The sequence below is a fragment of the Pseudomonas sp. B6001 genome (assembly GCF_013386015.1).
Lineage (GTDB): Bacteria > Pseudomonadota > Gammaproteobacteria > Pseudomonadales > Pseudomonadaceae > Aquipseudomonas.
Genome location: NZ_JACAOX010000009.1, coordinates 153,545 through 176,073 on the forward strand (window position 1 = coordinate 153,545; position 22,529 = coordinate 176,073).

A 22,529-nucleotide genomic window follows, 5' to 3' on the forward strand; every position below is an offset into this window, starting at 1 on the left:
GGAACCGACGCTGATGCTCGCTGCCTTCAGACACTACCCGTTTTCGGTCAATCTGCTGCTGTCGTCTGCGTTGTTCCTGACCCTGGGGCGCGCCATTACCCTGCCGTATATGGTGATTTATCTGTCATCCAACTTCACGTTGGGCATCAGCGAAATCGGCCTGGTGGTGGGCGGTGCAATGCTCGTCGGTTCGTTGCTGAGCCTTTACGGCGGCTACCTGACTGACAAAATCTCCAGCTACCGATTGATCCTCAGCTTCACGGGGTTTTTCACCGTCGGCTTCATCGGCATGTGCGTCACGTCGCACCTGTGGCTGTTTTTCCTGTTTCTGGTGTCGTTCAACTTCGCCTATTCAGTGATCGATATCGTGGTCAAGGCCGCGTTTGGCAAACTGCTGCCGGAAGCCGAACGCGGCAAAGTGTTTTCGGTGCGCTACACCCTGATCAACATTGGTTACGCAGTGGGGCCGTTCATTGGCGCCGGGCTCGCGCACATGGATATGAAACTGCCGTTCCTGGTGTCGGCGATCCTGGGCATGGGCTTCTTCCTCACCTATTGGGTGTGGGGCGACAGGAGCCTCAGCTCCGCCGACCCGGGCAACGCCCCGGTGTCGTTCGTCGCGGTGGGGCGCATTCTGCTCAAGGACTATCGCCTGGTCTGCTTCACGGTGGGCGGCGCGTTGAGCGCCGTGGCGTTCGGCCAGTTCACCGGCTACATCTCGCAATACCTGGTGACCACAAGCACGCCGGAATTTACCTACCGGGTCATCAGCTCGGTGGTGGCGGTCAATGCGACCGTGGTGATCTGCCTGCAGTACATCGTGGGCAAGCGCATTACCAACGAGCATCTGAATCAATGGCTGACGGCGGGCTTCAGCCTGTTTCTGCTGGGCGTCGTCGGTTTTGCGCTGTCCACCACCGTGCTGCATTGGGCGTTGGCCGTGGCGATATTCACCGTGGGCGAAATCATCGTGTTCCCGGCCGAGTACATGTTTATCGACCGCATCGCACCGGACCACCTGCGCGGCATGTATTACGGCGCGCAAAACCTGTCCAGCCTCGGCGGTGCGCTGGGGCCGGTGTTGTGCGGGTTTGCCCTGGCAACGCAGTCGGCGCATTTCATGTTCTACATGCTCGCGGCGTTTATCGTGGCGGGTGGGTGCTTCTATCTGATGGGGGCTTCCTATTCCAAACGCTACGACACTGGACGCGGGGAGTGAGTGCTTTACCTATCCTCCACGCCTGCCCAGGTGAGTAAGCCAAACTCAGGTGTTCATGGCCGCCCCTTCAAAAAACGCCGCGCATGATCCGGATCCGGCAACAGGCAGGTGTCGTATTTCCCGAAGAGCCGATAGCGATTACGCGCGATGCGATCATAAGCCCAATCCCGAAGGAAGCGCGGGATGGCGCGCAGCACCAGCAACGGGCGCCAGCGGGCAGGCAGTTGCGCAATGATTTCAAACACCGCCTCCGAACGCTCCCAATACTGCCGGTCGCGGATCACTGCGAGGGTGTCGAACTGATCCAGCGGCAATCCGGCCCAGGCCAATAGCGCCTGACCTTCGGGCGACTGAACGGCCGCCAACCGCACACGTCGGTCGTGGTCGTGGCGAATCAGGAACCTCGCCCAGCCGTTGCACAGCTTGCACACACCGTCGAACAGCACCACGGTTTCGCCGGGCTTGAGGAGTGGTGCGGGAGTAGGCCGGGTGTGGGAGGCGGGCATCAGCGTGGGTCCAGTCGGGCCGGGTTAGCCTGGATCATACCCGCGTTCGGCACGACTCAGCGCTGCCCGCAGCCCCGTCGATGCACTGGTGAGTGGAGCAGGGCCCGTCGTTACAAGCGAAGAGGCTTCGCTCATGGACGCTTGCGCCAGCGCCACGATAGACGCGCCATCCCCATAGGCACGGTCCGCAGCCCTGGCGATGGTCGCCAGGTAACCCAGCAGGTCGCCCGCCTTGAACATCGCCCATGCCCCCGGAACCAGTTGCACCTCCACCGACGCCCCGGTGTGCTGGGCCATCTGGTAAAACAAGCGAGCAGTCGGCTCGAGTGTGGTTTCGACAGCGCACAACACCACCACCTTCCCGCCAGCTTGAACCGCCGCGAATGCCAGCGCTTCATCTGCCCGCAAAATCGGCACCGGGGTGTGAGTACCGGCAAGTTCAACCACCGGGCCCAGGGTCGAACAGGTGAGCACCACTGCATCGCAGTGCTGAGCCAGGGCAACCAGCGCCAGCTGCGTTTCCTCGGCTATGCCTGCGGTCAGCTTACCCGCGCGTTCGACCGCTGCCAGAAGATCGGCCCGGACTGCATGGTGCAACACCCGTGACCCGATCCCCAGCGCTGCTGCGGCAGCGTCAAACACTGCAATGTTGCTCTCGGCGGTATGCAGGCAGGTAATACGCATCGCTCGGGTCTCCGGCACTTTTGAACACCCGCCGACTTTAACGCGACAACACCGGCGCTGCGCCTTTTTCCTCCACGCCCACCTCATGCAGCGAAATCCGCGACGTCTCCGGCAACGCCAACCCGCCCGCCAACGCCAGCACCGCCACCGCAATCAGATAAAACGCCGGCGACAGGTTGCTGCCGGTGGTACTGATCAACCACGTCGCCACCAACGGCGCCGTACCGCCAAAGATCGTGTACGCCATGTTGTAGGTAATCGCCGAAGCCGTATACCGAGTGCGTGTCGGAAAGGTCTCCGACAACAACGCCGCCGTCACCACTCCACACAGCACCGCGCCCACCGCCAGCAACATCACCCCTACCACCGATGCCGCGAACGACCCGGAACTGGCCATCAGGAACGACGGGTACACCACCACAATCAACAACACACACGCCGTCATCACCGTGACCCGACGCCCCACCCGATCCGAATACAACCCTGCCAGCGGGCAGATCGCCGCCGCGAAAATCAGCGCAATCAGCGATACCAGCAACGCCACCGCCCGACTCAAGCCACCCGCCACCTGCAGATACGTCGCGAAGTAGGTGGTGAACATATAAAACGACAACGCCGTGAGCGACACAAAAGCGCCCAGGCAACAGATCGCCGCACCATGGTTGCGCAAGGTTTCCCTGAGGGGAGAGTGCGCGACCGCGTGCTCCTGCTTCACCGCCTGGAAGGCCGGCGTCTCATCCAGCTTCCAGCGCAGGTAAAGCCCCACCAGCCCCAGCGGCGCGGCGATCAGGAACGGCAAGCGCCAGCCCCAGCTGCCCATCGCCTCGGCGGACAGCGAAGCCTCCAGGGCGTACGCCACCACGGCCGCCGCAGCGAACGCAGAAAACGTCGACACCGGCACAAAACTGCCATACCAGGCGCGCTTGTCACTGGGCGCGTGCTCCATCAGATAGGCACAGGCCCCGGCGTATTCGCCCCCGGCGGAAAAACCCTGGGCACAGCGGATCAACGACAACAGAATCGGCGCCGCCACGCCGATGGCGGCGTAGGTGGGCAGCATGCCGATCAGCGTGGTGGCGCCGGCCATCAGCAAAATCGTCATGGCCAGCGTGCGTTTGCGCCCGATCCGGTCGCCGAGCATGCCAAAGAAAATCCCGCCCAGGGGCCGGAAGGCGAAGGCCACCGCGAACACCGCAAAGGTCTTGAGCAACGCCGCGCTGGCGTCGCCGCTGGGGAAGAATTGCTGGGCGATGGTGGTGGCGAGAAAACCGTAGACGGCGAAGTCGAACCACTCCACGAAGTTACCGATGCCGGCGGCGATGATCACTCTGCGCAGGGTTTGGGGGCTGACCTGGTCGGTGGATGGGCTCGTCATGGGGGAAGGCCTCGGCGGTGGTAAGGGGATGCTTGATTATCGGGAGCGGGGATTGGGCGGCGGGGCTCAAAAGAGTCGTCCGCGTAGTCAGTAGCGACTGGGTGGGAGTGATGCAGGCAGGATTTGGGCCAGGTAAGGCGGGGAGCTATCTAGGGAGGGGGGGGATTTCTACGCAAGGACCACAACGGAAAAGGGGTCAGACCACGTTTTCACTATCTGCCAGATGTAAAAGACAGTTCGCCGAGAGAAGTTTCGTGTGCCTTGATTCCCGAATGAGGATGAAGAAGACTCCATCAATTATCTGAGGTCGAACCAACGACCGAAGTTGTCGAAGTGGGATTACTTTTGAGCATGGGGCCGCCGATGCAGGGAAAAACGTTCGAGATAGTGCGAATAGATCAAATCCACGAAATTGTTTCGCCAACCGTAGAGTCACTTTTACAGCCGTTAGGATTCGAAGTTCAGGGTCCGCTGTCCTGGCTTCGTAGCGTCGATGCTCCGATTCGCCAACTCTTTCGCCTTGAACAGTGGAAAGGCGGCGCGCTAGCGCCGTCATGGGCTCTGTCACTGGACTTCGTTCCCCATCTTTCCGGCAATGAAATCAAATGGCACAGGACGTCAAAATCAGCACGACCTGATCTGACTTTCGATGTGCGCGATCGAGCGTTTGATATCTCATGCAGCTACGGACCTGATGCCATAGCAACCAGCGCACCCAATATCCTCCGGGCTGCCATTCCAAAAGCTGAATCGTTTTGGGACGAGGCTCGTTCGATAGCCGACCTGCCTGGTGCTTTCGAGCGGGTCAAGCAGCATTTGTCGACGGGTGGCCTGGGTTTCTACAACTATATACAACATCCTCTTGCACACGCGTTTGTATTGGCCCTGAACGGCAAGCCCGACACAGCCGAAGAAGAGTTTCAACGCTATTCACAGCGTCTTTCAGAGGCGGCTCGAAAAAAACTCCGCAAGCTATTCATTGATGCAGGCGGTCACCTTGGCTAAGTGAGTACGACTTTTTCAACAGCATCGGCCAGAAGCGGCCTTTCGAGGAAGATAGCCGGCGGCCATTTCTGGCATTTCGCGGAGATAGAATAGCGGCCGGGTTCGTAGAATCGCAGGGTAGTTCGTCGAAAGCACCGAATTCGACAATTATTATGTCCGTCAGCACCTTACGGCGGGCAACACACCTTGCCAGCCAAGTGAAATGATTTGAATCCGCCGCGCGCCTTCTAGACAATCCCCGCCTTTGGCTCGAAAGGATGCGTGCGATGAAGTTCGAAGGGACTTTCCAATACATGGGCAATCACGGGATCGTGTTCAACGTCTCGCAGATCACCCTCACCGACAGCGAACGCGGACGCCTGGGCGAGCTGCATTTTGGCGAAGCGAAAAGTGCCCACTACGAGGTCAACCGCAAAGTCGTCGAGGTGTACGACAAGATGCTGGCCAAGAACCTGCCGTGCCTGATGATGATCGGCATCTCCAAGCCGCTGACCCGGCAACAGGGCGACGTGCTCAACGCCCAACGCACCAAGATCGCCAACCTTGCGGCCTCGGCCTTCGCTGGCGCCACCTCTTACTTAGCGTCCCCTTACGTGGGCGCCCCTGTCGGCGCCGGAGTGCGCATGTACGTGAATGACACCCTGCCCACCTATCATGCAGGCGACATACTGGTCAGCATCGAAGCGCAGGTGAACGGCGGCATCGGCCCGCAACGCAGTGCCTCGACACTGATCATCAAGACCTGACGGGAGAAATACATGTCTGACATTACCCAGCTGGTCGTTGCCCTGGTGCTGTTCTTTCTGCTTGATCGGTTTATTAAGTCGTACCCGCTTCGCAAATGGCTAGGGGTGCTATTGGTAGCGATGGGGGCGGTCGGCTGCGTGGCTGTGAGCCAAATCCGCTTGTTTGGGTTTGACCTGGGGCTGCTGTCGATCTTTGCCGTTGCACTGGGGGTGGGGTTGTTCCTGAAGCGGCGGCGGTTCTAGCCGATGGGCTGAAGGAGGGCAGGAATTTCCGCTATTAGCGCCCTCACGCCCGGCAGTAAATCCGTCCCCTTTTCCGTGTCACTGAGTGAATCTGGATGTGCTGGAAAGTTACATCGCCAGCCACATCAAAATCCTTTCGAGACCGATGCACTGAATTTTCTGGATGCGGTATGAGCGCTTTAGCGGAAAATAGAAAAATCGGGTTCTGACCAGATTAAAAATAATGATTGTCTGCACTCCAATTTTACAACATCAGCTTCACTTCCCCTTCCTCTCGGCTTAAATTAATGGCAATCTGCCATTTCAAGGGCATCCCTCACTGTGTGCTGGTCCGCTCCGTGAGGGTGATGCTAGTTATATAAAAAACAGATGTAATTCCAAAACACAAGGCTACTGGAAAAGCTCACTCAGTAGGAAATATGAAATTTAAATGAGGAAATGCGAGGCCATAAACTAAAGCTATATGCGGGATGCTTAAAACTTTTGCGGCAACTGCTTTCCAATATTTGACCTGAGGTTTTTCAGGGAAGTGGTAAAGGAATAATCACAAAAGGACATAGATAGTGACGCCAACTCCAAAACGACATAATTCCCAAAACCCTCGTACAAAACGCGTGCCAAAAACAGATTTTGCAGGCGATCCGATGATGGAATCAGAAGAAATTGAAGATCTTACAACTGGCGTAATAGACAAAAAATTACTTACTGAAATTTCGACATGGAAACGGGAAGCAAAATCAGAAAACAACGACAGATATTTTTATCACGTAAAAGAAGTAGATCAAATTGCAAAGGGCGACAAGTACTTCATTATCGGTCGTAAGGGCTCTGGAAAAACAGCCATTTCCGAATTTTTTAACAGACAGTCAAAATATAATGTGTTTTCAGAAAAGCTATCTTTTAAAAATTTCCCGTTCAACGAGCTATACAGTAGAAATAATAAAAAATATACCGCGCCGAACGAATTTATCTCCATATGGAAATATTTAATTTACAGCACTATTTGCCGTTTAATGTTAAAAAATCAAAGCATCGACCCCGAAATCAGAAAAGAGCTTGAAACGATATATGGAGACGATACCCCATTAAATCGACGTGTCGGACGATGGGTTAATAAAGAATTCGGACTATCTTTATTCGGTCTTTCTCTGAAAGTTGCACGGCAACATTCTGTGCCTCAGGAGGAATGGACGCAAAACGTTGATTACCTTGAGGACGTTATTGCTAAATATGCAGGCGACTCAACCTATTACGTACTTTTTGATGAGTTGGACGAAGACTACAGAGACATAGTCGAGCAGGAGCAATATAAACAATACAAATCTTTGATAACAAGCCTCTTCAAAGCGGTTCAAGATGTTCGAAGCAGTCTATCCGCGCAAGGTGCGACAAAGGTTTTTCCGGTTATCTTCTTAAGGGACGATATCTATGAAATCGTGCAAGACTCAGACAAAAATAAATGGGGCGACTTTAGATTAGACCTGAATTGGGACGTCGATAAAATAAAGAAAGTTATGGCTTTTAGAATCTCACGAGCCATTGATCCTCTCGGGAAGCACCCACTTCCTTTTGATATCGCGTGGAGTAAAGTTTTTGGAGAAAAGAAAATCGGTGTTGGCACAAAGCGAGATAAGAATAAAATTACTACTTTTGACTTCATTGCGAGAAGTACGTTTCTCAGGCCCCGAGATTTTGTATCGTACTTACAGAACTGCGCACAGCAAGCATTAGAGGAAGGAAAATCAATTACGCCTCTAGTGGTTCGCAGAGTTGACAAAGCATTTTCCAACTACTTAAGAGACGAACTTACGGATGAGTTGTTTGCGATATTGCCGGATATATCACGCACATTTGATGTGATCTCTCAACTAAGAAAGTGGATTTTTTCAATTCAAGAGTTTGAGTCGGTATATTCAGATCATGTTCGTCGAGGAATAATACAAGGAAATGATGTGACATTTGTTTTGCAAGTTCTTTTTCTTTTCAGTGTAATAGGCAATACTCCACAAACTGGCCGATATTTTTTTAGATATCAAAATAAAGAAGCCCGACTCAATTACAATGAAAGGGTTGTAGTGCACAGAGGTCTTTTTAAAGCCCTGCAGATTCTTTAATCTCATTGTGATGTTGAGCCTTGGAGTATAAGGCTCATCTTCAAGTGAAGCATAATTTAAAATGATTTTGGTCTGCCCCTAGTTGCCACAAGAGACGTAGATGATGTGGTTGCCTAAAGCTGTAATTTAAGTAACAAGTATTTCAATGATTTATAGGAGTTTTACATGGAAGTTGCTGTCGTTATTTTTGAGCAACTTGACCCTGACGGTGTCCTTCGTACTCTTCGAATGCAGGCCAAGTCAGGCGAGCAACTAGTTGTCGCATTGGCAGATGAGTATGAGGAAGTTAGAAGCGGTCCTTTTCACTTTTTGAGCGATCAGCACGAGGCTGAGTTTCAAAAGGCTTTCGCTGAATGTAAGAGTCGTCGTCTGTCCACCTCTCGCTTCTCAAAGGTTAATGAAGGGTTTCATTTTATTACGTCATGGGTGGGTATTCCAAGTGAGAAGCGTCGATTAAGTTATTACGCGCTTTGCCTCCCCCAGAACGCAATCCCAACGAATGTTAGGTTCTTCAATCCTCGAACCGGGGAACAATATAAGAAAGCTATCATGCGTGATGATCAACGCCACCGGTTCATTCTTTATCTTGAGTGCAGGTCTTCGTATAGCACTTTCGATTTTGCTTTAGAGGCAGATTTTCGAATCTCCAAAGAAGAGTTTTCATGCGCTGAATTTAGCGACGAGAGCACAGCACCTTACGGTGCGCATGTTGATATATATGAATTCTTATTACCTAAAAAAGATCAAGTAGTTGTGCGGCAATTTTTTGCTAAGGAGATATTTGTGGGTGATCAATATAATGTGATGGGACAAGTAGGGGCGATCGGTCCTAATGCAAAGTCCGATAGAAATACTTTTAATCAAGTGATGCATCAAGCTGCTTCCGATATTGATTTGCCCAAGCTTGCTATGGAGCTAGCCTCGCTGCGTAAGTCAATGCGTCAGCAAGCTACTGAAGCCGAACACGATCAAGCAATTGTGTGTGTTGGATATGCGGAGAGTGCTGCGAAGAGTCAAGATGGTGCAGGGGCGATGCATCATCTGAAAACCGCAGGGAAATGGGCATTTGATGTGGCAACCACGATTGGGACCACTGTTGCAGCCAAAGCAATTCAAACAGCTGTGGGGCTTTAGAAAACGGTCTATAAAATTGGGTCTTAATTAAAATTCATGTAATTGATTGCCATAGCTTGGTTTTATATCGGAGGTATGACCGAAGTTTAAATATTTTCTAAGTCTGGCTGACTATGCCCGTAACTTTGAAGAGAAAGTGATTGATGCTCCGGAATAAAACAAGAATAGGGGTCAGACCAAATTTTTAATAATGGTGGTCTGATCCTGAGGGATCCCCAAAAATTTATTTCAAGCTTTGCGCCTGATCACGCATCTCAGCGCGCAGAGCATGCTCCAATATTTCCAAGTGTTCTCGGCCACCAAAACCTGTGCAACGGCGCCAATATTCCAGGCCTAAAGGCCACAATGAAAGTACTCGCCTCTCTTTCGGGCTGTTGCTTTGATAGAGTCGCTCCAATTGATTTTCCCGTGCCTGCAACCCGGTTAAGAAGATGAGGTAATTAGCCAAAGCGGCAATCAACAACAATTCGATACGCTTTGGACAATGGCTTCGACGCAGATTCAGGCCCAATCTCAGGTGCTCATTTTTTACGTCTCTGAAGCCTCTTCGATCTGCATACGCCGCTTATAAATCGCCACGATTTTTTCTGAGTTCCACTCGATTTGCGACAAGTTGCTGGTAAGCAGCCACGGCTTGCGCTCTCGCCTGGCAGACTGCCGGCTCAGTTTGCTTCTGGCAATTGAGCCCGTAACGCGTTGGTGTTTGCGCCCCTTGGCTGAATGGCGGACGCAGTACAAATCGATGAAGTGAGGGGCGCTGCGCGTCATCTCGACACGGTCTAACGACTTAGGTGATGAGGTGGCCAGAGCGTATAAATTCTTCACCGGTTGCCAGTCATTTTCTTCGCGACGATAAAGCTCACGATTTCGTATACGGGCCACGTAATACCAACCCTGCGCTGCTACGGCCTTCATCCATGGGCGCCGGAAACCCGCATCAGTGACAAGGACTGGAACGCATCCATCAGGCAGTAATTCAGCTAACATTTTGATCGGGCGGCTTTGATATTTTGGGCAACTCTCGCGCTCATGAACGCTCTCATAGATAGGAAACGAGCGCCCCGCAAACGGGACGGCCGCCCTCAACAAAAAGGCGTCGCCAGGTGCATCAATTCTCGATCAGTCGACCAAGATTAAAGGATGCTTCAGAGAGCCCAATAACGCCCGCAGCATCACCCAGTAGAACAATGGCCTCTCTGCTCTCAGGTGTTGATTACCCAGTAATCGATCCACTCGCTTGATCGCATGTTTTGGATATGCCTGACCGGGCATAAAACGGCCCAGAGCCGTCGGCGTCAGGCGACGGCCTTGCAGTAACGAACTGACACAACTCATCAGCGTTGTAAGACGGCGAGAATGGATTGAAGGCAGTGCTTGAGCGAACGCTCTGTGTAAAAAACGGATGGCCTACATGGGGTCGGGTTCTTGTTTTTGTGTGGTGCAAACCAAGTTGCCGACTCATGCAGGCATCTTCAATATTCCAACTTCTTGATTTTCAGTAAGAAAATCGGGGATCCCTCAGGGATTGACCCCTATTTCACGAAATCGGGGGGGATTCAGCGACTAGCTTTTTTTCGGCTGCTGTCACTTCGAGTAAAGCGGGCGGTATGATGAGGCGATACGGACGTGGCCTATTTGTGATGGGGACTGCTATGAATGTGTTTATCAGCTCTGTAGTACGTAATTTTGAGCACTACCGTGCGGCCGCCAAAAAAGCAGTTTCTCTATTGGGGCACACCCCAGTGATGTGCGAGGATTTTGGCGCAAGACCTTATTCCTCTGAAGTCGCATGCATGACTGAGGTTGACCAGGCCGACGTAGTGGTGCTGATTCTTGGCGCGGACTTCGGCTTCAAAACCCACTCAGGTGAGTCCGTCACTCAGCAGGAGTTCCATCGGGCCAAAGCTGCCAATAAACCCATCCTGGCTTTTCTGGAAGAGGTTCCGGTCGAGGACGATCAAAAGCGCTTTCACTGGGAGGTTTCCGATTACGTCGACGGCCTTTTCCGTTCCACCTTCACAGGTGATCGCGATCTCTCAGATAAAATCATCCAGGGGCTAAGCCAACTTGCAGCCGGTCGCAGCGCCATTTCCGAACAGGAGTTCGTTCAGCACCTGCAGAATCGTAGCAACAGCCGAAATTGGAATAGCCGGCCTCGTGAAGATCGCCTAGAGATGGTGTTTCTGCCGCAGCCCATTCTCTCGGGTACGTTGCGTTCCATGCACACCCAGCATGATGAATTCTTCCTCAAGCTTTCTCAGGCGGGCTTGGTTTCTATCAAGGGTGGTTACAAGTCATTTAACGAGGGGGACATCACCGGCCTAGATGCGGAGGAGGCCTCTTGGCGGCATCACGATAATGGGATGAGCTGGCTCTCTATTCCTCTGGCAGCCCCAGGAAAGGGCGGCGAATATTTTGCCTCCTATCACATCTCGCCCAGCCGGCTAAAACGCTTTGCGGAAGAAGCTTTTAGTTTGATTAGCCGAGGTAAGGGAGGTTGGTTCCAACTGGGGATCTACGGAATTTCTCACCAAGTCTACGCAGAGCCGCCAACCACCCCTGCATCGTCGATGTCCATGCCGCACCGCAGTGAGAAAAACATAGAGGAAAGAAAACTGCTGATTCCGGCGTCACAGGGCGCTTTCAACCAGTGGCTGGAAGACGCTTTGTTCCGAATCGGACGCAAGCTTTCCTAAAGAATTGAGCGTGGCCAGCAGGCGGAAGGGGGATAAACAACAATGAACCCTTCGTGTCTTAGCTTGGCAGTTCTTCTAGCTTGAAGATCCGGTTGTCAGCCTTGAGCGCTGGAAAGGCTTCGCAATATGCATAGGGCTCGCTGAATGAAGTGCTCGGCGCATGAATGTTGAAGACCTTAACCTGTGGAGGGTGGCCGCTTTTCAGTTCATGGCGAAGGTCGTTCAGAGACCCAGGTGCCTCACCATTTTGTTCGGCAATCGAAATCACTAGATCTCGAAGGGTTTCGATTTCTGCATCCGATGCTTCTGCATAGGTGGTCAGTCGCTTATGACTTCCAAAACCGCCTAGGGTAGAGCCGATTCGATTCAGGTGCACGTGAACCACCGTTACGATTTTCATACCGAATACCTTATTGAAGCCCAGGATGCGCCTCCTTCCGGAGGCGCTGTGAGGTCGTAATCAGCCCTTGGGAGGATGGGGGTCGTTGCCATAGGAGTCACGTTCACGGATTAGGTTGTCTCGGCCGTGGATGAGCACCTCGCTTTTTTGGTTTTGAGCTATCTGACGAGCCGCGTCAGCAGCTTCCTTTTGAGTCCGATGGTGGGAGGTATCTTTAGTATTGCCCTCACCCCGGACCGCCCAGCCTTCATCACGTTTCACGACGTGCTGATTTTTGCCTGCCATGGAACACCTCTACTAGTGAGTTGCCTGCCTAGTAGAAGTTAGCATCGAAACGGATAAATACAACATGTAGTGTTAGGTCGACTATTGATGCATGTATATTGTGCTTTGTCTCAGCAAAATCGGACTGTCTTGTTCAAGCTTACGTGCAGAAGCAGAAGTGCCTCGCCGGTTCGCGACGCTGCTCCTTTACTGTATCCATGAAAAAGGATGATCAGGCTAGCTAACCTTTGGGCTTAGGGAACCGAGAAATTTACGCCAAGGTGGTCGATAGGTTGTTGGACTACCCCCGCTGCTGGACAGTCTGCTTTTGGCCGAAACCACCCCTTTAATCCCCATACCGGTCTACCATGGCCCCCCCGGCAGTGGTTCCACGCGCTACCGACCTCAATCTCAAGGTATCGCCCATGACCTCGTTCACCCGCACCACCCCATCCCGCACCTCATCCGAGGCATCCCTATGAGCATCGACCAAATCAGCCTCCCAAAAGGCGTAGGCCCTCAGGCCATCAAACTCCTCGACGCCATCACCGGTGCTGACACCAAAGAAGACCTGAACCGCGCAGGCGGCAAGGCCGAAGGTTTTGTATTGGGTCTGGAAAGCGCCAAGGCCATCAAAAGCCAAATCGCCGAGTCGTTGTATGTGGCATACGACGACGCGGCGAGTAATCGGTTGGGTGAGTTGAAGGGCTAGTCCCGCAGGACCTCGTTGGGCTTCACGCCCGAGGTGTTTCGCGGTCCATCAGTTTGCCGATCAGCAGTACGCTCAATTCGCTCAGTTGGTGTATGGCCAATGCCACGTCGCGGTCTTCGCCGGTCAGTTCGTCGGACAGGTCGAGCAGCAGGGCGCTGACGGAGGAAACGGTTTCATAGCTGTTGGCGATCAGGATTTCGCTGCTGACGCCGGAGGTGACGCTGAAGAGGGCGGTTGTCTCTGGGACTGTCTCGGCATCAGTGCCGGGATTGAGGTAGTGATCAATGGCGCGCTGGGCAGCCTGGTGGAGTTTTAGATCCGGCTTGTTTGGCGGATTTGGCGTTATTTTGAACATATATAGATACCCTGGATGAGGCCGCCACCTTGTCGCTACTAAACGATAGGGTGGCAGCTGTGCACAGGTTAGTAGACCGGTGGATATCTAGAGCCGGCGCGCCCGAAGGCGCCCTGCACACAGCCACCATCAAGCACAGACAACTTGTCTGAAGAAGGTGAAGCTCATGCACAGATATCCAAACTCAGGCTACTAAACCCGATCACTGAGTTTTCAGCGACCGAGCAACCTTAGAGATGACCACCCAGGTGCACAAGCCGGCGGATTCTGACGCAAGCGTAGGCAAAGGAGCAAGGTGCTACGGCCTACGCAAATCTCCTTTATCCCGCAAATGGAACCGTTCAAACCGTGCTCCAACACTTCGGCGATGGCCGCGAACAATTGCCAGTCGGACGTTTCCGAAATCTGTATTTCCATAAAGTTTCGCCAAGAGGTACTTGTCGTAGAATGTGACAGAACCTGCGCAGCTTTCAAAGGAATGACCCCCTGGCAACCCGCGCAACGACCTGCCGTGCCTGTTATGGAAAACCTATGCGCTCTTATCGCCTGTTGTACGTGTTACTGGCCCTGATCCTCAGCGGCTGCAGCATTCCGTATCAAACACCCGAAGCCCGGCAGCAAATCGAGCACGACCTGCAGATTGCCCCCGGTTCGGTGCGGGCCCTGAGCCAGACCAACTGGTGCTACTTGCCCTACGGCTCGGAGAATGGCGGCGATGGCCAGTGCCGTGCCACTCAGGGGCTGGGCGTTCTGGTGGACGATGGCTTGATTCTGAGCACCTATTCCGGTGGCCGTTATCAGCGCTTTATCACACTGCGTACCCGCGATGTGCTGTGCGTGAAAACCTTCCGCAGCCGTGAAGCCGCTGCGGCGTTTTTCGCGTTCACTCGGGCGGGGGCCGCGCAGATCATTCCGCTGACGGCCGAGGGGCAGTTCAATACGCCGGTGAAAATCCAGTTTCTGGATTACCTGCTCGGTGAGAACCCGCCCGGCGATCTGACCACTGACAAGACCTATGTGCGTGACACCGGCAAAAATGCCTACTCCGTCGGGATCATTCCAGGCACGAAAATTCCGTATGTGTCTGCGGTGGCGGCGACGGAAGTGTTCAATCCCTGTCCGGAAAAGTAGTCGCCGGCAGTAACCCAGCGCATATGAATCACTATCAAGGAGAGCGACATGGCGGGTGGCGAGATTGGGTGTGGTTCGTTTCAGGGCAGCGACAAGTCGGGATCGGCCTTTGAGGCGGTGCTGGACGCGCTGCCGTTGCAGGCGCGGGACTGGGTCGAGGCGGCCAGGCAGCAACTGGACTCGGCTGACGTTGTGCTGCTGGAGGTTGATCATGCGCAGGGCTTGCTTCCCTTTTTGAAGGACTACCAAACACGCTTGATCGCCGATATCGGGCACGATGATTGGGAGCGGGCCGCGCGGGATGAAGCGGCGTCGTTTGATGATGTGGCTGCCAAGTGGGGCGCGGGCAAGGGCTGGCGACTTTATTGTGTACGGGATCTGGTCCGTGCTTGTGAGCAGTCGGCGGTGGAGCAGCAGCCTGTTTACATCGCGTTCAGCTAGGGCATCTGTGGCGGGGCACGGAGCAAAGAAAAATACACTTTTTGCTGCGCGGGGCGTCCAACCCTGAAACCGCCGTCAAGGCTTTCATCTCCACGCAGCTGCTCTCAGCTAAGGACCGATTATGGTGACGTTGTTTATTTTTCTTCTGGCCTGCGGTGCTGCTGCGAGCACCGGCATTATCTTCAAACCGGGCGACTGGTACGCCACCCTGGTCAAACCCAGCTTCACGCCACCCAACTGGTTGTTCCCGGTCGCCTGGACCATCATCTACCTGCTGCTGGCCTGGGCCGGCTACCGCCTGACTCTGATCCCCGGCAGCGAAATCGTGCTGGCTCTATGGGCTGCGCAGATCGCACTCAACACCCTGTGGACGCCCGTGTTCTTCGGCGCCCACCGGATTTTCGCCGGGATGGTGATCATCACGCTGCTGTGGCTGGTAGTGGCGGCCATGGTGCTGCTGACGGTGCGCCTGGATTTGATCACCGGGCTGATCCTGTTCCCGTACCTGGTGTGGCTCAGCGTTGCGGCTGCGTTGAATTTCTCCATCCTGCGCAATAACCGCTGAGCCTGGCGGCGTGGGCAGAGGGCGGAAACATCATTGCCATGATGCCCACGCACACTGGCCAAGGTGAACATCTCTTTTAGAGATAGAGGGAATATCGAATTGGGAACTCACACGCTGTGGCCTGCTGAAGAACATGAACTGGCGCAAATGCAGCGCTTTAACCAGAAGCTCGCCTGGATGCCGCGTTTTCGCATCCGCAACCGCGTGACGCCCCGGGTGATCCAGGCGCTGTTGCGCTCCAGCCAGATGGTGGCCGGCAACAAGTTGCTCAAGCATGGCCTGCACGCTGAAAGCCGGCGGGTGGGCTCGGTGCCGGTGCGCATCATCCGGCCGAAGGGCAAGGCCAGGGGCGTGGTGCTGGATATCCATGGCGGCGGCTGGGTGATCGGCAATGCGCAGATGAATGACGACCTCAACGTGGCCATGGTGAATGCGTGCGAGGTGGCGGTGGTGTCGGTGGATTACCGGCTGGCGGTGAATACGCCGGTCGAAGGGATTCTGGAAGACTGCCTGGCCACGGCGCGCTGGTTGCTCGGGGACTGTGAGGAGTTCGCCGGCCTGCCGGTGATCGTTGTCGGCGAGTCTGCCGGGGGGCACCTGGCGGCGGCCACGCTGCTGGCGCTGAAGCAATCGCCCGAATTGCTGGCGCGGGTGAGCGGGGCGGTGCTGTATTACGGCGTCTACGATTTGACCGGTACACCGAGCGTACGTACGGCAGGACGCGAAACGCTGCTGCTGGACGGGCCGGGCATGGTGGAGGCGCTGCGTTTGCTGACGCCGGGCCTGAGTGACGAGCAGCGTCGGCAGCCGCCGTTGTCACCGTTGTATGGCGACCTTGCCGGGCTGCCGCCGGCACTGATGTTTGTGGGGGAGCTGGACCCGTTGCTGGACGACACGCTGCAGATGGCCGAGCGATGGGCGGGGTCCGAGGTGTTTTTGTTACCGCAGGCGGCTCATGGGTTTATTCATTTTCCGACGGCGATGTCGGGCCGCGTGCTGGCTTACAGCCGCGATTGGATCACGGGTCGTTTACGCTCGGTTGGTTGATATTGGATTTTTACAACAAGGCCACATGGAAAGATGAAAATAAGAAAGTCGTTCATCGCGTCGCTGGGGATTTTATCGCTGGTTCAAACATCACTGTCCTTTGCGGACAACGCTAACGGGAAAAACATTTATCTGCAGCGCTGCGCCATGTGCCACGGCGCGGATATCAAAGGCACGGGACCCTTGGCGAATAAAAGCAATCCGCCTACGCCTGACCTGACAACGGCTACTTTCAAAAAACGCTTGAGTGATTATCCGGGCGTTATCGTGTCGTCCGTCATTCTTCGTCCAAATGGCGACCTGATTCCCAGAACGTTGCGGGAGAACGGTGTGAAGTTGTCACCGTTCACCTGGAAAGTTCAGGACTTTCGCGATTTGAACGAGTACATGAGCGGAGCGATTTCAAAAAGCCGGTGATGCTGCTCGTTCCCACGCTCCGCGTGGGAATGCATCCCGTGACGCTCCGCGTCACCAACAGCGGGACGCAGAGCGTCCCTGGCGGCATTCCCACGCGGAGCGTGGGAACGATCAGTCAGCAACCGCTCAACGCTACCTGCGGACGCTCACCTGCAAAGAAGAACGGCCGCAACCGCACGCCCACGCTATTCCCGATAAACGCCGCCACCAACCACACCCAGCCATGCAGGCTGCCCGATGCAATCCCGCTGAAGTACGCGCCGATATTGCAGCCGTACGCCAGGCGCGAGCCGTAACCCAACAGCAACCCACCGATCACCGCGGCGAACAGCGAGCGTGCCGGAATTTTGAGGCTTGGAGCGAAACGCCCGGCCAATCCCGCAGCCAACAGCGCACCGAGGATGATGCCGATGTCCATCACACTGGTAACGTCTTCCCACACCGGCGCCGCCAGCGCTTTGGCATTGCCCGGCATTTGCCAGAACGCCCAGCTGCCTACGTCTACGCCCAACCCGCCGGCAACCTTGGCGCCCCACAGCGCGAACGCCGAAGTGATACCCCATGGCCGCCCGGCCAGTGCCAGGGTGGCGTAGTTGAGCAGGGCCAGGCCAATTGCGCCCCACACCAATGGCCATGGCCCGCGCAGGAAGCGGCGCAGGCCCTGGTGTTCGCTGGTGACGCCGGCTTCGAGTTGCCCGTGACGACCTTTTTCCAGGCGCACGGTGACTGCTGCGATGATGCCAAATACGGCCAGGCTCAGCAGCAAGGCCGGCACCACGCCGAAGCTTTTGACGATGGAAACCGCCGGGAACGAAGGCAGCGAGAACCACCAGTCGACGTGGTGAGTCGCGATCAACGAACCACAGATAAAGAAGAACAGCGTCACCAGCATGCGCGCGTTACCACCGCCCACGGTGAACAGGGTGCCGGACGCACAACCGCCGCCCAGCTGCATGCCGATGCCGAAAATGAATGCCCCGAACACCACCGAAACCCCGGCCGGTGCCACCAGCCCGACCACGGGCTGGCCGAACAGGGTGCCGGCCCCCAGCGCGGGGAAGAACAGCACCACGGCAATCGCCAGCATCACCATCTGCGCACGCAAGCCCGCGCCACGCCGGTCGGTGATGAACACTCGCCAGGCCGAGGTAAAGCCGAAGGCAGCGTGGTACAGCGTCAGGCCCAGTGCGGCGCCGACCACCAGCAACAGCACCTGGCGCGAGCCGACGCTGTTTTGCAGGAAGACGGCGCCGAACAGCAGGATGGCAAACGCCAGCAATGGCGCGACCGGCTTGCGCGCTGGGGTTGTGGACAGGGAAAGGCTCATCGGGAATCTCGGGTGATGTGGGTTAAGGGCGAGGTGGCGAAGTATAAACCTCGCGCTCCGCCACTGGCGCCTTGAAAAGCAACGCCAGCGCCACGATCACCGACAGCGCCACGGCCACTGCGCCCGCCAGGTACACCGATGCCACTCCGGCCACGCCGGCCAAGGCGCCGATCAGCGGGGTGCTGACCCCCAGCGAAATATCCAGGAACGCCACATACGCACCCATCGCCAGGCTGCGGGATTGGGGCGGCGCGCGCTTTATCGCCTCCACCCCAAAGCCGGGAAACGCCAGGGAGTAGCCGAAACCGGTCAGCGCCGCGCCCAGGTAGGCAGTCAACGCACTGTCCGCGCCCCAGATCAACAGCTGCCCGGCGGCTTCGATTATCACGCACACCAGCGCGACCTTGGCACCGCCGATCTTGTCGGGCAGGTGCCCAAAGAAAATCCGCGCGCCGATAAACGCCAGGCCAAAGGCGGTAAACGCCAATGACGCATTGCCCCAGGCCTTGGTGGCAAACAGCAGCGCGATAAACGCGGTAATCACGCCAAACCCGACGCTTGCAAAGGCCAGGCCCAACCCCGGTACCCACACCGAGCGCAGCACCTTGAAAAACGAGGTGCGCCGCTGGCTGGTGGGCGCAACGCCTTGCGCTCCGGCGACGATGGCCAGTGCCAGCAGCGGAATCACCATGGTCCCGACGGCGATCCCGCTGAAACCCCACTGGCTATTCACCGCCACTCCCAGGGGCGCCCCCAGGGCAAACGCGGCGTAGATTGCGATGCCGATCCAGGCCATGACCTTGCCGGTATTTTGCGGCCCCACCAACCCGACACCCCAGCCCATCGAGCCGGTCACGATCAGGCTTTCCCCCAGCGCCAGCACCACGCGCCCGGCGAGCAACACCCACACCGAGACCACCGGCGACGCCACAAACGCCAGGGACGCGAGGTAGATCAAGCCGGAGCTGGCCGCCACCAGCATGCCCACGAGCATGGCGCGCTTGGGGCCGCGCATATCGGCAAAATTGCCGGCCCAGGACCGCGACAACAGTGCCCCGGCAAACTGCGCACCGATCACCACGCCCACCACCAGCGTGTCCATGCCCAAGGTGTTGTGCAGGTGCAGCGGCAGCACCGGCAGTTGCATGCCGATGATCAGGAACCCGACAAACACCGCCAGGGTGATGGGCAGTAATTTCAGTACCACTGGGCTTACCAATCCAGACATGAGTTGAATCCTCTGACGGGCATCAGCCCAGGCGAACGGAAAGCTCGACGTCGTCACCGATCGGCACCGACAGGTAGCCATTTGCTGGCGAACGCACCCGGGCCAGGTAGTCGGGGCAGTAGTCGGTGTTGTCGGCGATGATCAGCGCGCCGGGCTTGAGGCGGCTTTCCACCAGGTTCAACACGTCGCCATACAGCGCCTTGGCGCCGTCGAGCAGCAGCAGGTCGACGCTGTCGGGCAGGCCGGTGGCCAGGGTAACCAGGGCATCGCCTTGGCGGATCTCCACGAGGTCGCTCACGCCGCCTTGCTCCAGGTGTTGCCGGGCGAGAGCGATCTTCGAGGGCTCGAACTCGCTGCTGATCAGCGTGCCGCCGCCGTTGTCCCGCAGGGCGGCCGCCAGGTGCAGGGTGGACAGGCCGAACGAAGTACCGAACTCGACGATGGCCTGCGCTTTGCTGCTGCGTGCGAGCATGTACAGCAGGGTGCCGGTGTCGCGGGAGACGGGCAACCACAGGTCTTTCAGCATTCCGTAGAGTGCCAGGTAGTCGGTCTTGCTGCGCATCAGGCGGTCGCGTTCTTCGTGGGTCACTGTGTTGATGACGGGGCTGGTGGCGGCATCGGCCTGTGTGTACAGCCGTTCAATCAGGGCCGCCATCGGGGCCGAGGTAAGCGTATTCATGGGGATGTCCTGCTGCAGGTTGAGCGCCGTGAGGCGCCGGGCTAGTATGCGAATGATTCGTCGCATTTAAAGTATGCGAACAATTCGTCACATTCGCTATTCGCATTCCAACGGCAGCAGGAACGCCCCATGACCGATCGCCAGACCTCGCAGATTTCCTCACGCAAAGAGCCCAAACAGGCGCGGTCCACCGAGTTGGTGTCGGCCATTCTGGAGGCGGCTATTCAGGTTTTGGCCAAGGAAGGCGCCAGCCGTTTCACCACCGCCCGTGTCGCGGAAAAGGCCGGTGTCAGCGTGGGGTCGGTGTACCAGTACTTTCCCAACAAGGCGGCCATCCTGTTTCGGCTGCAGGCGGATGAGTGGCAGCAAACCTCGCAGATGCTCAGCCGCATTCTGCAGGACGTAAGCCAGCCGGCCCTTGAGCGGTTGCGGGCGTTGGTGCATGCGTTTATTCGTTCGGAATGTGAGGAGGCGCAGATGCGTGTCGCCCTGAGCGACGCTGCGCCGCTGTACCGTGATGCGCCCGAAGCCCATGAGGTTCGCGCAGAAGGGCAACAGATTTTCCAGGCGTTCATGCTGGAACTGCTGCCGCAGGTGCCTGAAGCCACCCGCGCTTTGGCTTGCGATTTGATCGCCACCACGTTCAGTTCGGTGGCAAAGGAGTTCTCGGGAAGCCCGCGCACCGAGGCGCAAATAACCGCCTATGCGGACGCCATGGCGGATATGTTCGGTGCCTACGTGACGGTGCTGAACCAGACAGCACGATGACCCGCAGGGCGGGCCATCGTTTGCAGCGCTTGCCTTAGCGGCGGTTCAGCCACACGGTCTGCGCGTTGCAGAATTCCCGCACACCGAAGTGCGACAACTCCCGCCCGAAGCCGCTCTTTTTCACACCACCAAACGAGACCCGGGGATCGGACACGCTGTAGGCGTTGATAAAGATCCCGCCGGTTTCCAGCTGGTTGGCGATGCTGCGTGCCTTCTCTGGGTCGGTGGTGAACACACTGGCGGTCAGGCCGAACTCACTGTCGTTGGCGAGGGCCACGGCGTGGTCCGCATCGCGGGCGGTGATGATGGAGGCGACCGGGCCAAACAGTTCCTGTTTGAACGAGGTCATCTGGTCGGTGACGTTGGCCAGCACGGTGGGGGCGTAGTAGTTGCCCGCGCCTTCGACTTTGCTGCCGCCCAGCAGCAGGGTGGCGCCTTCGGCCAGGGTGGCCTGGACCTGGCCGTCGAGTTCGTCCCGCAGGTCGAAGCGGGCCATCGGCCCGATGTAGGTCTCGGTGGCGGTCGGGTCGCCCATCACCAGGTTGCGGCTGGCTTCGAGGAATTTGGCGGTGAAGGCTTCCACCACGCCTTCTTCGATGATCAGGCGCTTGGCGGCAGCGCACACCTGGCCGGAGTTCTGGAAACGGCCGATCAGGGCGGCTTGCACGGCTTCGTCGAGGTTGGCGTCGTTGAGCACGATGAACGGGTCGGAGCCGCCCAGCTCCAGTACGCATTTTTTCAGCGCGGCCCCGGCCTGGGAACCGATGGCCATGCCGGCGCGCACGCTGCCGGTGAGGGTCACGGCGGCGATGCGCGGGTCGGCGATGGCTTTGGACACGCCGTCCTGGGTGACATTGATCACTTCGAACAGGCCATCGGCGAAGCCGGCGCGCTGGAAGGCTTGTTTCATCAGGTACGCACTGCCCATCACGTTAGGCGCGTGCTTGAGCACGTAGGTGTTGCCGCTGAGCATGGTTGGCACCGCGCCGCGCAGCACTTGCCACACCGGGAAGTTCCACGGCATTACAGCGAGGATCGGGCCCAGCGGGCGGTATTCGATCTGGGCGGTGCCGTTGTCCACCAGGGTGGCTTCCGGGGCCAGCATGGCTGGGCCGTGGGCCGCATACCACTCAGCGAGTTGCGCGCATTTTTCGATTTCGCCACGGGCCTGGGCGATGGGTTTGCCCATTTCCAGGGTGATCATCTGGGCCATTTCTTCGGCCTGGTCGCGCAGGGTGCTGGCCAGGGCCAGCAGTAATTCGGCGCGCTGGGCGACGGGGGTATTGCGCCCGTTGCGGAAGGCGTTGATCGAGCGGGTCAGGGCGGCATCCAGCTGCGCCTCGGTTTCGTACGGGTAGCTGGCGACCGTTTCACCGTTGGCGGGGTTGATCGACAACGCGTGGGTCTGGGAGGAAATGGAGTTCATGGCACCGTCCTGCGCAGTGAATGGGATGGAGGCCAGCGTACGGGGCT

Annotated in this window: 24 protein-coding genes and 1 pseudogene; 14 read left to right on the top strand and 11 right to left on the bottom strand. The window is 56.8% G+C overall.

Annotated elements, in window-relative coordinates:
* Window positions 1–13: 13 nt before the first annotated feature.
* Window positions 14–1,219 carry an MFS transporter gene (locus HX821_RS11580; protein WP_177035772.1) on the top strand — a complete coding sequence of 402 codons (1,206 nt, stop codon included), beginning with the start codon at window positions 14–16 and terminating at the stop codon, window positions 1,217–1,219.
* 53 nt (window positions 1,220–1,272) lie between these two features.
* Here the strand turns inward: HX821_RS11580 and HX821_RS11585 are convergent, their stop codons facing one another.
* From HX821_RS11585 to HX821_RS11595, 3 genes are read right to left on the bottom strand one after another with little or no spacing between them, the layout of a single operon-like run.
* Entirely contained in the window at window positions 1,273–1,725 is a 453-nt protein-coding gene (locus tag HX821_RS11585) for a thiol-disulfide oxidoreductase DCC family protein (protein ID WP_177035773.1), read from the bottom strand.
* A 24-nt stretch (window positions 1,726–1,749) separates the two neighbouring features.
* The gene (locus HX821_RS11590; RefSeq protein ID WP_177035774.1) at window positions 1,750–2,409 is read right to left on the bottom strand and encodes an aspartate/glutamate racemase family protein; all 660 of its coding nucleotides are present in this window, start codon (window positions 2,407–2,409) and stop codon (window positions 1,750–1,752) included.
* Window positions 2,410–2,446: 37 nt separating this feature from the next.
* Window positions 2,447–3,784 (bottom strand): MFS transporter, encoded by a 1,338-nt coding sequence (locus HX821_RS11595; protein WP_177035775.1) that lies wholly within the window; start codon window positions 3,782–3,784, stop codon window positions 2,447–2,449.
* Window positions 3,785–4,147: 363 nt separating this feature from the next.
* Here HX821_RS11595 and HX821_RS11600 point away from each other — a divergent pair, with 363 nt between their 5' ends.
* The 5 genes from HX821_RS11600 (at window position 4,148) to HX821_RS11620 (ending at window position 9,026) form a co-directional block, all read left to right on the top strand.
* Window positions 4,148–4,789, top strand: coding sequence for a hypothetical protein (locus HX821_RS11600; RefSeq protein ID WP_256344210.1), 642 nt, complete (start codon window positions 4,148–4,150; stop codon window positions 4,787–4,789).
* A gap of 266 nt (window positions 4,790–5,055) precedes the next feature.
* Window positions 5,056–5,535, top strand: a complete 480-nt coding sequence (locus HX821_RS11605; RefSeq protein ID WP_177035776.1) for a hypothetical protein — start codon at window positions 5,056–5,058, stop codon at window positions 5,533–5,535.
* A gap of 12 nt (window positions 5,536–5,547) precedes the next feature.
* Window positions 5,548–5,778, top strand: coding sequence for a hypothetical protein (locus HX821_RS11610; RefSeq protein WP_177035777.1), 231 nt, complete (start codon window positions 5,548–5,550; stop codon window positions 5,776–5,778).
* Between the two features lie 563 nt (window positions 5,779–6,341).
* Window positions 6,342–7,892, top strand: a complete 1,551-nt coding sequence (locus HX821_RS11615) for a P-loop ATPase, Sll1717 family (protein WP_218182499.1) — start codon at window positions 6,342–6,344, stop codon at window positions 7,890–7,892.
* Window positions 7,893–8,057: 165 nt separating this feature from the next.
* Window positions 8,058–9,026, top strand: a complete 969-nt coding sequence (locus tag HX821_RS11620) for a hypothetical protein (RefSeq protein ID WP_177035778.1) — start codon at window positions 8,058–8,060, stop codon at window positions 9,024–9,026.
* 223 nt (window positions 9,027–9,249) lie between these two features.
* Here HX821_RS11620 and HX821_RS11625 read toward each other — a convergent pair.
* Window positions 9,250–10,430 (bottom strand): annotated as a pseudogene (locus tag HX821_RS11625) (IS4 family transposase).
* Between the two features lie 248 nt (window positions 10,431–10,678).
* Here HX821_RS11625 and HX821_RS11630 point away from each other — a divergent pair.
* Entirely contained in the window at window positions 10,679–11,722 is a 1,044-nt protein-coding gene (locus tag HX821_RS11630; protein WP_177035779.1) for a DUF4062 domain-containing protein, read from the top strand.
* Between the two features lie 58 nt (window positions 11,723–11,780).
* Here the strand turns inward: HX821_RS11630 and HX821_RS11635 are convergent, their stop codons facing one another.
* Window positions 11,781–12,122: a hypothetical protein gene (locus HX821_RS11635; protein ID WP_177035780.1), complete on the bottom strand. Its 342-nt coding sequence runs from the start codon at window positions 12,120–12,122 to the stop codon at window positions 11,781–11,783.
* 60 nt (window positions 12,123–12,182) lie between these two features.
* Window positions 12,183–12,407 (bottom strand): DUF2188 domain-containing protein, encoded by a 225-nt coding sequence (locus HX821_RS11640; protein WP_017136943.1) that lies wholly within the window; start codon window positions 12,405–12,407, stop codon window positions 12,183–12,185.
* Between the two features lie 457 nt (window positions 12,408–12,864).
* On the opposite strand from HX821_RS11640, the gene HX821_RS11645 reads away from it, so the two are divergent.
* Window positions 12,865–13,098 (top strand): hypothetical protein, encoded by a 234-nt coding sequence (locus tag HX821_RS11645; RefSeq protein ID WP_003214497.1) that lies wholly within the window; start codon window positions 12,865–12,867, stop codon window positions 13,096–13,098.
* 22 nt (window positions 13,099–13,120) lie between these two features.
* Here HX821_RS11645 and HX821_RS11650 read toward each other — a convergent pair whose 3' ends face one another.
* On the bottom strand, window positions 13,121–13,453 hold the full coding sequence (locus tag HX821_RS11650) for a DUF6124 family protein (RefSeq protein ID WP_177035849.1): 333 nt from the start codon (window positions 13,451–13,453) through the stop codon (window positions 13,121–13,123).
* Between the two features lie 531 nt (window positions 13,454–13,984).
* Here HX821_RS11650 and HX821_RS11655 point away from each other — a divergent pair.
* From HX821_RS11655 to HX821_RS11675, 5 genes are all read left to right on the top strand, one after another.
* Entirely contained in the window at window positions 13,985–14,584 is a 600-nt protein-coding gene (locus HX821_RS11655) for a hypothetical protein (protein ID WP_177035781.1), read from the top strand.
* A 48-nt stretch (window positions 14,585–14,632) separates the two neighbouring features.
* Entirely contained in the window at window positions 14,633–15,025 is a 393-nt protein-coding gene (locus tag HX821_RS11660; RefSeq protein WP_008438809.1) for a hypothetical protein, read from the top strand.
* A gap of 124 nt (window positions 15,026–15,149) precedes the next feature.
* On the top strand, window positions 15,150–15,590 hold the full coding sequence (locus HX821_RS11665) for a TspO/MBR family protein (protein WP_076016149.1): 441 nt from the start codon (window positions 15,150–15,152) through the stop codon (window positions 15,588–15,590).
* A 147-nt stretch (window positions 15,591–15,737) separates the two neighbouring features.
* Window positions 15,738–16,637, top strand: coding sequence for an alpha/beta hydrolase (locus tag HX821_RS11670; protein ID WP_177035850.1), 900 nt, complete (start codon window positions 15,738–15,740; stop codon window positions 16,635–16,637).
* A gap of 33 nt (window positions 16,638–16,670) precedes the next feature.
* Entirely contained in the window at window positions 16,671–17,054 is a 384-nt protein-coding gene (locus tag HX821_RS11675; RefSeq protein WP_177035782.1) for a cytochrome c, read from the top strand.
* Window positions 17,055–17,169: 115 nt separating this feature from the next.
* On the opposite strand, the gene HX821_RS11680 is transcribed toward HX821_RS11675, so the two are convergent.
* Genes HX821_RS11680 through HX821_RS11690 form a run of 3 tightly spaced genes read right to left on the bottom strand, consistent with a single transcriptional unit; the run spans window position 17,170 to window position 20,288 of the window.
* On the bottom strand, window positions 17,170–18,381 hold the full coding sequence (locus HX821_RS11680) for a YeeE/YedE family protein (protein ID WP_177035783.1): 1,212 nt from the start codon (window positions 18,379–18,381) through the stop codon (window positions 17,170–17,172).
* Between the two features lie 22 nt (window positions 18,382–18,403).
* Complete coding sequence (locus tag HX821_RS11685) at window positions 18,404–19,609, bottom strand: arabinose transporter (protein WP_177035784.1); 1,206 nt, start codon at window positions 19,607–19,609, stop codon at window positions 18,404–18,406.
* A 22-nt stretch (window positions 19,610–19,631) separates the two neighbouring features.
* Complete coding sequence (locus HX821_RS11690; RefSeq protein ID WP_008438792.1) at window positions 19,632–20,288, bottom strand: O-methyltransferase; 657 nt, start codon at window positions 20,286–20,288, stop codon at window positions 19,632–19,634.
* Between the two features lie 129 nt (window positions 20,289–20,417).
* Between HX821_RS11690 and HX821_RS11695 the strand changes: the two genes are divergently transcribed.
* Window positions 20,418–21,056: a TetR family transcriptional regulator gene (locus tag HX821_RS11695; RefSeq protein WP_177035785.1), complete on the top strand. Its 639-nt coding sequence runs from the start codon at window positions 20,418–20,420 to the stop codon at window positions 21,054–21,056.
* Window positions 21,057–21,090: 34 nt separating this feature from the next.
* Here HX821_RS11695 and HX821_RS11700 read toward each other — a convergent pair whose 3' ends face one another.
* On the bottom strand, window positions 21,091–22,482 hold the full coding sequence (locus HX821_RS11700; protein WP_087694345.1) for an aldehyde dehydrogenase family protein: 1,392 nt from the start codon (window positions 22,480–22,482) through the stop codon (window positions 21,091–21,093).
* Window positions 22,483–22,529 lie beyond the last annotated feature (47 nt).